7 protein-coding genes are annotated in these 12,514 nt (G+C 74.7%); 4 read left to right on the top strand and 3 right to left on the bottom strand.

The annotated features are described in order from the left end of the window. Nucleotides 1-467: 467 nt before the first annotated feature. Nucleotides 468-2,546, top strand: a complete 2,079-nt coding sequence (locus tag ABZ861_RS14895; protein ID WP_361629919.1) for an asparagine synthase-related protein — start codon at nt 468-470, stop codon at nt 2,544-2,546. A gap of 195 nt (nt 2,547-2,741) precedes the next feature. Here the strand turns inward: ABZ861_RS14895 and ABZ861_RS14890 are convergent, their stop codons facing one another. After that, nucleotides 2,742-4,457 (bottom strand): sigma-70 family RNA polymerase sigma factor, encoded by a 1,716-nt coding sequence (locus ABZ861_RS14890; protein WP_361629916.1) that lies wholly within the window; start codon nt 4,455-4,457, stop codon nt 2,742-2,744. A gap of 784 nt (nt 4,458-5,241) precedes the next feature. Next, nucleotides 5,242-6,036, bottom strand: a complete 795-nt coding sequence (locus ABZ861_RS14885; RefSeq protein ID WP_361629379.1) for a helix-turn-helix domain-containing protein — start codon at nt 6,034-6,036, stop codon at nt 5,242-5,244. Between the two features lie 409 nt (nt 6,037-6,445). Here ABZ861_RS14885 and ABZ861_RS14880 point away from each other — a divergent pair, with 409 nt between their 5' ends. Together ABZ861_RS14880 and ABZ861_RS14875 are read left to right on the top strand one after the other, a co-directional pair. Further along, nucleotides 6,446-7,822: an NAD(P)/FAD-dependent oxidoreductase gene (locus tag ABZ861_RS14880; protein ID WP_361629376.1), complete on the top strand. Its 1,377-nt coding sequence runs from the start codon at nt 6,446-6,448 to the stop codon at nt 7,820-7,822. A gap of 237 nt (nt 7,823-8,059) precedes the next feature. Further along, nucleotides 8,060-9,832: a SpoIIE family protein phosphatase gene (locus tag ABZ861_RS14875; RefSeq protein ID WP_361629373.1), complete on the top strand. Its 1,773-nt coding sequence runs from the start codon at nt 8,060-8,062 to the stop codon at nt 9,830-9,832. Between the two features lie 124 nt (nt 9,833-9,956). Here the strand turns inward: ABZ861_RS14875 and ABZ861_RS14870 are convergent, their stop codons facing one another. Further along, the gene (locus ABZ861_RS14870; RefSeq protein ID WP_361629913.1) at nt 9,957-11,228 is read right to left on the bottom strand and encodes an MFS transporter; all 1,272 of its coding nucleotides are present in this window, start codon (nt 11,226-11,228) and stop codon (nt 9,957-9,959) included. Between the two features lie 185 nt (nt 11,229-11,413). On the opposite strand from ABZ861_RS14870, the gene ABZ861_RS14865 reads away from it, so the two are divergent. Next, entirely contained in the window at nt 11,414-11,986 is a 573-nt protein-coding gene (locus ABZ861_RS14865) for a MarR family transcriptional regulator (protein WP_361629370.1), read from the top strand. Nucleotides 11,987-12,514: the final 528 nt, after the last annotated feature.

Raw genomic sequence — 12,514 nt, 5'->3', positions numbered from 1 at the left:
GGGAGCGGTTCCATGGTCCTGCGTGGGTCGGCCCGCTGTACTGGATCCAGTGGGCTGGGGGACGCCGCCGCCTTCATCCCCGCGGGCGGTGGAACGGTCCGGGAGGCGAGCCCCGCCTCCCGGACCGCGTAACGTCCGTACGCCGCGCGGAGCGTGCACGGAGCGTGCGCGCGGCCGCTCCCTCCTCGTCGATTTGGCCGAATACCGCCCCCGGGTCCCGTCTCCGATTTCCGCTCCCACCACGGCAGTTGACGGCGTGCGGGGTCTCTCGGGGAGCGCATCAGGGGGCGCATTCAGGTCGCAGCTCCCTTGTCCGGTACGGGCGTTCGCCATCTTCGCTCAGGCGCGCGGGGGCGCGCAGAGCGGACCGAAGGCGGCTCCGCCTGCCCTCCTGCACGCGTCCTTCATGGCAGCATGGTGACCCGGTTCATACGGTGCACTGGTTGTCCACATCCGTGGAGGCGTCGATGCGGTGGTTGGTGGGGTGGAGCAGCACCGCCGCGGGCGCCGGTCGCATCGGCACGGCCGGGGCCACCGGATACGACGGCGAGACCGTGCAGCCGGTGGGCTCCCAGCTCCTGTGGGGCGATCCCGACCCGCTGTGGGCGGTCGGCGACTGGCGCCCGGACGAGATCCGCACGGCGCGGGTCGACGCGCAGACGCGGATCGCCGTGCTCGGCATCTGCGGCGCCTCGGACGAACAGCTCCGGGTCGGCCTGTTCGCCGCGCGCGGAGGCGCGCTGCGGCATCTGACCGCCTGGCCGGGCAGCTACACGGCGGTCGTCCAGGTGGGCCGTCGCATCACCGTCTGCGGCGACCTCGCGGGCGGCCGCCCGGTCTTCCACACCCCCTGGGCCGGCGGGACGGCGTACGCGACCGCCGCGCTGCCGCTGGCCGACCTCGTCGAGGCCAACCTCGACTTCGGGCACCTCGCCGCGCTGCTCGCCGCGCCCGACGTGCCCGCCGCCCTGCACGACTCCACCCCGTACGAGGGCGTCCGGCGCATTCCGCCGGGGCACGCGCTGATCCTGCGCGCGGGCGCCCGCGAGGTCGCCGGCTACGAGCCGGTCGCCTCGCTGGCCGTGGCCGCGCCGCCCGCCGACCCCGACAGCGCGGTCGACGCGGTGCGCGACGCGCTGGTCGAGGCCGTCCGCGTACGGCTGTCCGCGCCCCGGCACGTCCCGGACGTCGACCCCGGCCCGGTCCCCGGCATGGGGCCCGCCGAGCGGCGCGCGGCTCGCGGGATGCCGATGCCGGGAGTAGGGGCGGACCTGTCCGGCGGACCGGCCTCGGGAACCCTCGCGCTGCTGGCCGCGGGCCTGCCGGGCAACCCCGGCACGCTGCTGGGCCACGGCACGGGGGCGGGCGAGCGGCTGCTCGCGGTCACCTTCAACGACCTCGCCGTCGGCGGCCGCGAGGCCGAGCTGGAGCGGGCCGGGGCGCTCGCGGCCAATCCGCGCCTGCACCACGTGGTGGTCGCCGGGGGCGAGGACGTGCTGCCGTTCGCCGATCTGGACGTGCCGCTGACCGACGAGCCCGCGCCGTCGCTGGTCACCGCGGCGCGGCACCGGGCCCGCCTGGCCGCGGGCAGCGCGGACCACTTCACCGGGTACGGCGCCCGCCAGGTCCTCGACGCCCATCCCGCGCGGCTGGCCGATCTGCTGATGGACCGCCAACGGCGCCACCTGGTCCGCCCGGTCGCCGCGCTCGCCAAGGCCGACGGGTCCGTGATGGTCCCCGCGCGGGTCTACGGCGCCGCCCGGAGACTGGCGCGGGCGTCCTACCGCACCGGACTGGAGACGCTCGCCGACCGCCTGCTGCAACGCCGCTTCGACGAGCCCGCGGGCGCGGTGGGCGCCTCGCTGGCCGCGCTCACCTGGGCCGGCGCCGGGCCCGCCGCGCGGTGGCTGACGGGAGAGGCGTTGGCCGAAGTATCGGTTCGCCTCCAGGGCACGACGAGCCGCTCCGCGGTCGGACCCGGCCAGCGCCCGGGGGACCACCGCGCGCGGGCCGCCCTGGCACGGCACGCCGCTGACCTGCGGGTCCTGGAGCAGGCCGCGGAGATCCGCTCCCAGCGGCTGCACGCTCCCTTCCTCGACAACCAGGTGGTCCGCGCCTGCCGCGCGCTGCCCGAGGCGCTGCGCGTGCAGCCGGGGGCGCGGGCAGCGATCCTGCGCCGGGTCCTGGAGAAGGCGGGGGTGGGCGAGCTGCCCCCGGGCTGGGGAGCGACCTCGCACGCCCCCACGGCGGTCGCCGCGCGCACGGGCCTGCGCGTGGCCGTCGACGACCTGATGGACCTGTTCGCCAACCCGCTGCTCGCGCAGGCGGGCCTGGTGGAGGCGCGCGTGGTCCGCAAGGCGCTCCGCGCGGCGGCCGAGGGCGAGCCGCTGCCCCTGGACGGCCTGGCGGACCTCGTCTCCCTGGAGATCTGGCTCGGCCGCCTGCTGGCCCGCCGGGGCACCTGCTGGACAGGCACCCCCGCCCGCGCCCGCGCGGTCCCCGCGGGGATAGCCCCTCAGAGGGGGGCGCTGGCGTCTGGGGGGTGAGGAGGGCGGGGGGAGCGCTGGGCCTAGGGCTTAGAGCCTGGGGTTCGGGGTTCGGGGCCTCTGAGCTGGGAGCCCCGCGGGGAGCCTTTGGGCTGGGAGCCCCGCGAGGGAGCCCCTAGGCAGGTAGCCCCCGGGGGCGCGAACCGTCGTGGCGGTTCGCGGCGATGCTGCGTGGCGCCCGTCGAGACCGCCCGGCTACGCGCAACTGAACTGTGACTGAGCCCAGTCCGCGAGCGTCACGCCGTCGAACGCTCGGCGCGGTGCGACGATCAGCCGCACGGTGGTGCGACCGGCGAGGTCCACGTGGACCGGGACGGCGGGGGCGTGGGCGGCGACCGGTCCGGACTGCCACAGCCGGACCCCGTCGGCCCAGACGGAGAAGCTGACCTCGCCGATTCCGGCCGTGAGGTCGTCGACGCCGACCAGCGCGTCGTAGGCGGTGCACGGCCGGTTCAGGTCGACGGTCACCGCGGACCGGCCGTGCACGGTCACTCCGGCCCGGTACCGCTGGTCGGCGACGGAGAGGCCGTACCGCTGCCACACCCAACTGCTCCCGCTCAGCCGCATCTCGGGGCTGTCGCCGTCGCCGGTGAGGTCGTAGTTCAGCGTGTTCCACGGGTAGACGGCCGGTGCGGGCGGGGGAGGGGGCGTCGGCGCTGGGGCGGGGGTCGGCGTGGGAGCGGGGGTGGGGGTCGGCGCGGGCGTCGGCGTCGGCTTGGGCGGGGTGGGCTTCGGTGCGGGGGACGGCGCCGGCGGGTGCGGGGGCTTCGGCGCGGGGTGCGTCCCGGCGGCGCGCTGGGACGGCTTCGCGCCGGGCCGCGGCTTCGGGGCCGGCGCGGGCTTCGGCGCCGGTGTCGGCGGGGCGGGCCGGGGCGGCTGCGGTGCGACGGCGGGGCCCCTGGGCGGGGCCGCTTCGTGCTGCGGTGCGGGAGCGTCGTGGCCGGTCAGGGCCAGGGCGACCGCCGCGGCGGCCACGGCGACGACACCGGCCGCGATGCCGGCCTTCACCGGTGCGCCCAGCCCCTCGGAGACCGCCGCGCCGCCCGCGCCGCCTCCGCCGGAGGCGCCGCCGCCTGTCGCCGCGGCCGCGCCCGCCGCCCCGGCCGCGCCCGCGCCGCCCGCGGCGACGCCGAGCGCCTTGGCGTACCCGGCGGCGCCGAACCAGCCGATGACGGCCACCGGCACGACCGCCGGGATGCCGCCCGCCACCTCCTCGATCTGGAGCACCGCCAGACGGCACCGGGCGCACTCCTCCAAGTGCTTGCGCAGCCCCCGTTCGGCGCGGGTGCGCAGCTTGCGGCGGGCGTAACCGCCGAGCCGGTCGGCGTAGCGCGCGCAGTCCGCATGGGCGGTCAGGGCGGAGCTGACGTGCGCCTGGAGGTACGCCTGCTTCAGGCCCTCGCGGGCGCGGCTGGCCAGGACGCGCGTGCCGTTGGCGTCCAGCCCGAACAGCGGCGCGACCTCGCTGGGCGACTCGTCCTCGACCTCGGTGTGCCACAGCACGGCCTGCCACCGCTCGGGCAGCGACCGGAACGCCCGCATGGCGAGCGACTGTTCGGCCTCGTGCATCGCGCGTACGTCGGCGCCGAGGTCCAGGCCGTCGTCGCCCGGCACGGCGGCGGAGCGGGCCGCCTGAGCGGCGAACTCCGCGAAGTCGTCGACCAGTTGCTCGCGACGCGAGGTCCTCGCCCAGTGCGCGGCCACCCGCCGGATCGTGGTGAGCAGATACGCGCGGACGGCGTGCTCGGGCCCGGCGCCCGCGCGCACCGCCTGGAGCATGCGGGCGAAGACCTCGGCCGTGAGGTCGTCGGCGGTGTCGGCGTCCCGGCAGCAGGTGCGGGCATACCGGCGCACGGCGCCCGCGTGACGCCGGTACAGCTCCTCGTACGCCGCGTCGTCGCCCCCGCGCATCCGCCCGATCAGGTCGGTGTCGGACGAGGGCGGCGCGTCCCACGGAGGCGGCGGCACCCTGTCGTCCTCCCGCCCCGCCCGCTGAGCCGGCACCCCGACCTGAGCGCCCCGGCCGCTGGGCACGGCGCCGCGCACCGGGGGCGCCTGATCGGGCGCCCCGGGAACCACACCGGCCGTGGTGGCGCCACTAGCCGCAGGCACACCGCCCGGCCCCCGAGCCTCATCAGCTACGGAAGTCCCACCAGCCGTCGAAGCTCCGCCGGCCGCCGGAACCTCACCTCCCGCCCAAGCCCCGCTGCCCGCAGACGCCCCGCCCGCCGGTCCGCCCCCCGGCTCCCCCGCGTCCGCCGGTGACTCGCTGGACGCGGGCTCGCCGGGCGCAGGCTCGCCGCCCCGCGCCGACGGGCCGCCGGAGAGCGGACCGGCGCCGTGGACGTCGTCGGGTCCGGCCTGGCGCGGGATCTGCGGCGGACGCGTCTCGTCGGGTCCGGCCTGGCGCGGGATCTGCGGCGCACGCGCCTTCCCCGCGCGCGCCTCCCCAGCACCCGCCTTCCCCGGACGCGCCTCGCCGTCGCCCAGTGACTCGTCCCGCCCGTCAGCGCCCATCGCCGATAGCCCCCGCCGTCAGCCCAACCGTTCCTAACACTCGGTCAGACTGGCAGAAGGGCCCGCGGCCGGACTCGGCCGCGGGGATCCTCCACTCGTCCGTGGGGCGAAGGGCGCGCTGTCCAGCGTTCACCCGTTCGGAGGAGCGCGAGTGCACCGGGGCGCCGGCGCGCCAGGCTCACACCGGCCGCGACCGGAGCCCCTCCAGCAGGATGTCGAGGAGCCTTGCCGAGGCCGCCGCCTGCTGTGCCGGATCCGGGAGCGAGGGCGCCGCCGTCGCTATGACCAGCAGCACGTCCGACACCGACACGTCAGGCCGCAGCTCGCCCGCCGTCCGCGCGCGCTCCACCAGCCGGCCCACGACCTCCAGCAGCACCGTCGCCCCGTCGTCGTCCTCTAGTGCGGACGGGACGGACGGAAGCGCCCCGACCGCGTCGGGCAGCAGCCGCAGCTCGCCCGCGCCCGGCTGGACGCGCTGCTGCGGCATCCGCGTCCCCTCCAGACCCGCCGCGCCCTCGGTCCGCTCGCCTTCCCCGGGGCCGACCCGCAGCACCTGCGGCGGCAGCAGCCGCCCGGCCCCGGACGCAACCGACGTGCGCAGGAACCGCGACAGCGCCGACCACGGCTCGTCCTCCTGGCCGAGTGCGGCCCGAGCCTGGTCGGTCAGCCGGGAGGTCTCCTCCTCGGCTATGCGCCGGACCAGGACGTCCTTGCTGGGAAACCGCCGGTACACCGTGCCGACGCCGACCCGCGCGCGCCGCGCCACGTCCTCCATCGGCGCGCCGTAGCCGAGTTCGCCGAAGACCTCGCGTGCCGCCCGCAGCACGTGTTCGAGGTTGCGCTGTGCGTCCACCCGCAGCGGCGCCGTCCGGGACGGACGGCCCTCCGCCCCGTGCCCGCCGCCCGTCGCCATCGGGCCGCCGCCGGGCACGACGGCCGACGCTGTGGACCAATGAGTGTCCTGAGTGTGCATGAGTGATCCCCCGGTAATGACGGTCTCCCCCCGGAGACTGACCCCGCCGTTGAAGCCCTGAAGTCCGGGATGCGCACAAACAGGGACCGCGCACGAGCGAGACCGCACCCGAGGACCCTGTGGGATCTCCGCGGCCCCGTCCGATCACATTCCCTACACCCCGTCAGCACACGAACATAGTTGAGAGAGAGTCAATTAAGAAGGGGCAGGTTCCGCACGGAGCGCCCCCCGATCAGAGCACAGGCCGCATACGTCCCGATTACGGCCTCCGCAGTACCCCGCCGCACCCTGCCTGACCAGCTCCGTTGCCCGGCGCCACGGCGACGCGGCCGCCCGCGCGCGGCGTCGGGCCGCGGTCACACAATTCGCCGGGGCTGTGGACAAACGACCGTCACGGGTGCGTCATGGGATGGTGAAGGAACGTGCGCGCATTCTCGTTGTCGGCGGCGGCTACGTCGGGATGTACACGGCCCTGCGCCTCCAGCGGCGGATGAGACAGGAGCTGCGGCGCGGCGAGGTCGAGATCACCGTCCTCACGCCGGACCCGTATATGACGTATCAACCGTTCCTGCCCGAGGCGGCCGCCGGCGCCATCTCGCCGCGGCACGTCGTCGTGCCGCTGCGCCGCGTTCTCGATCAGTGCCGCATCGTCGTCGGCGAGGCCACCGGCGTCGACCACGCGCGCCGCACCGTCGCCCTCACCACCCTCGCCACCGAGGAGCGCGGCGGCGCCCGGGAACTGACCTACGACGAACTGGTCCTGGCCCCCGGATCCGTCTCGCGCACCCTGCCCATCCCCGGCCTCGCCGACTACGGCATCGGTTTCAAGACCGTCGAGGAGGCCATCGGCCTGCGCAACCACGTGATCGAGCAGATGGACATCGCCTCCTCCACCCGCGATCCCGCCGTCCGCGACGCCGCCCTCACCTTCGTCTTCGTCGGCGGCGGTTACGCGGGAGTGGAGGCGCTCGGCGAACTGGAGGACATGGCCCGGTACGCCGCGCGCTACTACCACAACGTCACGCCCGAGGACATGAAGTGGATCCTCGTCGAGGCGTCGGACCGCGTCCTGCCCGAGGTGGGCGAGGAGATGGGCCGCTACACCGTGGCCGAGCTGCGCCGCCGCAACATCCAGGTGCTGCTGGGCACCCGCCTGGAGTCGTGCGCCGAGCGCGTCGCCGTCCTCAGCGACGGCCAGCGCTTCCCCACCCGCACGGTCGTGTGGACCGCCGGGGTCAAGCCGCATCCCCTGCTGGCCGCCACCGACCTGCCGCTGTGCTCCCGCGGACGCGTCAGGTGTACCGCCCAGCTCGCCGTCGAGGGCGCCGCGCACGCCTGGGCCGCGGGCGACGCCGCCGCCGTCCCCGACGTCACCGCCGCCGAGCCCGGCGCCGAGACCGCGCCCAACGCCCAGCACGCGGTGCGCCAGGCCAAGGTCCTCGGCGACAACATCGCCCACGCGCTGCGCGGCGAGCCCCTGGAGACGTACGCCCACCAGTACGTCGGCTCGGTCGCCTCGCTCGGCCTGCACCAGGGCGTCGCCCAGGTCTACGGACGCAGACTGAAGGGCTACCCCGCCTGGTTCATGCACCGCGCGTACCACCTCAGCCGGGTCCCCACCGTCAACCGCAAGGCCCGCGTCCTGGCGGAGTGGACCCTGGCGGGACTGTTCAAACGGGAGATCGTCTCCCTCGGATCCCTGGAACATCCCCGGGCCGAGTTCGAACTGGCGGCCGGTGGAAAACATCCTCTCGACCCGAACATCAACCCGAACGGGTCATCCTGAACGGACGGAGGAACTCCACCGGACGCTCCCGGCGTCCCATGGATGCCGACACGCGGCGGTCGCACTGCCACACTGGTCCGCGACCAGGGGCGGACGACCGTCCGCCCCTGACCGCTGACGACGCCGTCCCGCCGCCCCGCACCCGCCGGGACGGCGACACGTGCGGTCACCGCGCACGGCCCCCACCCCGGCCGGGCCCGGCGCCGGCCCGAGACGACAGACACGAGGCAAGGATCCGTGAACTTCACGCGCTGGAGCGCCCGGCTCCCCGGCATTCCCGGAACACAGCGCCGCGCCGCCGCGCGGACCGATCTGGCCACCGTCCCGGACCGGCGCGCCGACGGCGCCGTCCCCGCGGCCCGCGCCCGACGACCCGCCGACGACGCACCCCAGACGTCCGCCGAGGGCACACCTCAGACGTCCGCCGACGACGCACCCCAGACGTCCGTCGACGGCGCACTCCAGACGTCCGCCGACGGCGCACTCCAGACGTCCGCCGTCGACGGACTGCCCGCGCACGAGGTCCTCGACCGCGTCCCGGCGCTCGTCGCCCTGGTCCACGGCGCCGACCACCGCCTCGCCTACGTCAACGCCGCCTACACCGCGGCCTTCGGCGCCCGCCGCTTCGGCGAAGCCGCCCGGGACGCCCTGCCCGAACTGCGCGACCTCGGCCTGCTCCCCCTCCTCGACCAGGTCCTGCGCAGCGGCAGACCGCGCACGCTGAAGTCCCGCAAGGCGCCCGACGGCCGCTCCTACACCTTCACCTGCACCCCGGTCAGCGAGACCGGCGGCGACGACGACCGCGCCCCCGGACCCGGCGTCCTGGTCTTCGCCACCGACGTCACCGACCACGCCGAGGCCGCCGAGCGCCTGCGGGCCAGCGAGCGCCGCCAGCGCGAGACCGCCGTCACTCTCCAGCGCTCCCTGCTGCCCCAGGTCCTGGAGCAGCCCGACGACCTGCGCATCGCCGCCACCTACCAGCCGGGCGGCACCGAAGCCGCGGTCGGCGGCGACTGGTACGACGTGATCACCCTCGGCGGCGGCCGCACCGCGCTGGTCATCGGCGACGTGATGGGGCGGGGCGTGCGGGCCGCCGCCGTCATGGGCCAGTTGCGCACCGCGGTCCGCGCCTACGCCCGCATGGACCTCCCGCCCCACGAAGTCCTCCAACTGCTCGACGGACTCGCCGCCGAGATCGACGCCAACCAGATCGCGACCTGCGTCTACGCCGTCCACGACCCCAACGAGGGCCGGCTCGTGTACGCCTCCGCCGGTCACCTGCCCATCCTGGTCCGCGACGAGAACGGCGACGTGCTGCGCGCCGACGAGCCCACCGGGCCGCCGCTCGGCACCGGCGAGTGGACGCACGCCTCCGGCGCCGTCCCCCTGCGCCCCGGCTCCACCGCGGTGCTCTACACCGACGGCCTGGTCGAACGCCGCGACCAGGACCTGGACGTGGGCATCACCGCCCTGGAACGCGCCCTGGCCGGGGCCACCGGCGCTCCCCAGGTCGTCTGCGACCGCCTGGTCCGCTCGGCCGGCGTGCAGGCCGACCACTACGACGACGTGGCCGTGCTGGTCCTCCATCACCCCGCGCGCACCGGCGCGGACAGCGAGCTGTTCCGCAACGCCGCGCTGGAACTCCTCGGCGGCGTCGAAGCGGCTCCTCGCGCGCGGGCCTTCGCCTCCGGCGTCCTGACGAGCTGGCGCTTCCCGCCCGAACTCCACGACCTGGGCGTCCTCGCGGCCAGCGAACTCGTCGCCAACTCCCTCCAGCACGGCACGCCCCCCATGCGCCTGCGGCTGCGCCGCACCGACCGCCGCCTCATCGTCGAAGTCACCGACGGGGACGACCACCTGCCCCGGCGCCGCCGCGCCGAACCCGCCGACGAGTCCGGCCGCGGCATCGCCATCGTCGCGACCATCGCCTCCCACTGGGGCTCCCGCCGCACACCGGGCGGCGGGAAGACGGTGTGGTGCGAGTTCATCCTGCCGAGCGGACGGCCCTGAGCCCCGTCGTCCCCTCGCGGCGGCCGCACGGACGCGGCGCCCCGCCGCCCGGACGCGCGAACGACAGCGGCGGCCGCCGCCCGAAGGCGACGGCCGCCGCCGTCAGCGCACCGCGCGGGCGCGCTCAGGCGTCCGCGGCCACCGGCTCGGCAGCCGCACCGCCGCGGGCCACGATCCGGCTCCGCGCGCTCCACGGGTGGTCCTGCGCGACGGTGAGCCCCCGCCCCAGCCGCAAGGCCAGCGCGGTGATCCCCAGCGAGAACGCCAGGAACGTCAGCACGTACGGACCCGGCAGCGAGGCCGCCAGCGGACCGCCCACCGCCGGTCCGACCGCCAGCGCGAGCTGCTTCACCAGGGCGAAAGCCGAGTTGTACTGCCCCGCCATCCCGTCGGGCGCGAGGTCGGCCACCAGCGGCGCCAGCGTCGGCGACAGCATCGCCTCACCCAGCCCGAACAGCGCGTACGTCGACACGAACGCCGCCGTCGCCATCGCCTGACTGCCGTGCCCCAGCCCCGCGTACGCCGCCGCGCCCCAGGCCACGGCCCAGATCACGCCCACGGACGCGATCACCCGGGACCGGCGCCGCCGCTCGACGAACCGCAGCACGGCGAACTGCGCCACCACGATCATCAGCGTGTTCGCCGCCAGCGCCGTCCCCAGCGTCGACGGGGAGATCCCGGCCGCCTCCACGCCGAACGCGCTCAGCCCCGACTCGAACTGCCCGTAGCAGGCGAAGAACAGCACGAAGCCCAGGACGCAGAGCTGCACCATGGCGCGGTTGCCGAGGAGCTGGCGCCAGCTACTCCGGGCGGACCGCCCGGCCGTGGCCGCGGCGTCCGCGACGCACGGCGCGTGCGGTATCCGCACCGTGGACATCAGCGCAGCCAGCAGCAGGAACACCGCCGCCTCGAGGGAGAACAGCAGCGTGAAGGAGGACACCCGCGAGGCGTCGACGAGGTGGCCGCCTATCAGGCCGCCGACGCCGAGCCCCAGGTTCTGCAGGAAGAACTGCGTCGCGAACGCCCGGGACCGCGTCTGAGACGGCGAGCAGTCCACGATCATCGTCGCCAGCGCGGGCTGCATCACGGCCTGCCCGGCGCCCAGCGCCGCCGCCGACAGCAGCACGGTCGCCGAACCGTCCGCGAGCCCCAGACTGAGCGAGCCCAGCGCGGCGGTGACCAGGGCGGCGAGCAGGACCGGCCGCGGGCCGCGCCGCACGATCGCCCGGCCGGCGAACGGCAGCACGATCAGCGCGGCCACGGCGAAGACGGTGAGGACCAGCCCCGCCGTCATGGCTCCCAGCCCCCGCACCTGCGCCACGTAGACGTACAGGTAGGGGACGGTGAAGCCCAGCCCGAACGCGCTGAGCGCGTTGCCCGCGTGGATCCGGCGCATCGCTGCGCCCATCGCCCTGGTCACGTTCACCTCTCTTGAGTGAGTCGACTCTGTCGAGCAGTCGACGGTCAGACGGTCGACAACCCTCGGTGCTTAGGGCCGAAGACTTCGACATTAAATTTTGAAGCTAAACAGTACACCTGGAAGGACTTCGATGCCAAGCGGGGTCGTGCCATACTGCCGCCATGGGTGACACCTCCGGCAGCCTCGGCGGCGCCGACGGCCTGGGCGGCGAGCCGGCGCTCGAAGAGCAGATCGCCGCCTACCAGCGCGAGTTCCGGGACCTCGACCCGCAGGTCGAGAAGATCGTCTCGGCGCTGTCCCGGCTGAACCGCAGGATGAACGTCGCCTACGGCCGGCAGACCTCCGACCTCGGCATCAGCAGCGCCGAGTGGGAGGTCCTGAAGGCGCTGGTCCTCTCCGGCGCCCCCTACCAGCTCGGCCCCAGCGAACTCGCCAAGCGCCTCGGCCTCACTCCGGCCGCGATGACCCACCGGATCGACCGCATGGTCACCGAGGGCCTGGTCACCCGCGAGCGCGACGAGTCCAACCGGGTCCGGGTCATCGTCGAGCTGACCGCCGAGGGCCGCGAGAAGTGGCTGGACGCCATGCGCCTGGCGACGGTCTTCGAAGGAGACCTCCTCCAGGACCTCACCCCAGCGGAGCGCACCGTCCTCGGCGACGTGCTGACCCGGTTGCTGCGCAGGGTGGAGGACGCCCAGCCCGACGCCGGCGGGCGCCTCAGCGACCTGGACTGAAAAGATCTTGACAGGGGGCGCTTGACAGCCTTCTGGGCGATCCGTAATGTTCTCCGGGTTGCCGCCGAGCCGTAACGGTTCTCCGGCAGCACCTCCCGCCGCATCTGCGGCACCCACACCATCAGCACGATCTCCCTGACTGGGTTGTTTTCGGCATGTCCGAATTCCATTCGAAAGGGACTCGTCGATTGACGTCGGATCCGCCAAGGACTCGATTGGGAATCGCCGAGCGAATCCGCTAAGGTCTGGGACGTCGGAACGGCCGAAGGGCCGGGAAGGCGAACCCCGCTGACCGGGGGTCAGGTCGAGAAAGAAGATCTGATAGAGTCGGAACCGCCGGAAAGGGAAACGCGGAAGCGGAAACCTGGAAAGCACCGAGGAAATCGGGTCGGAAACGGTCTGATAGAGTCGGAGACACCGAAGGGAAGCGCCCGGAGGAAAGCCCGAGAGGGTGAGTACGAAGGAAGCGTCCGTTCCTTGAGAACTCAACAGCGTGCCAAAAGTCAACGCCAGATATGTTGATACCCC

Source organism: Streptomyces sp. NPDC046985 (assembly GCF_040644415.1).
Lineage (GTDB): Bacteria > Actinomycetota > Actinomycetes > Streptomycetales > Streptomycetaceae > Streptomyces.
This window is presented reverse-complemented; position numbering and strand designations above follow the sequence as displayed.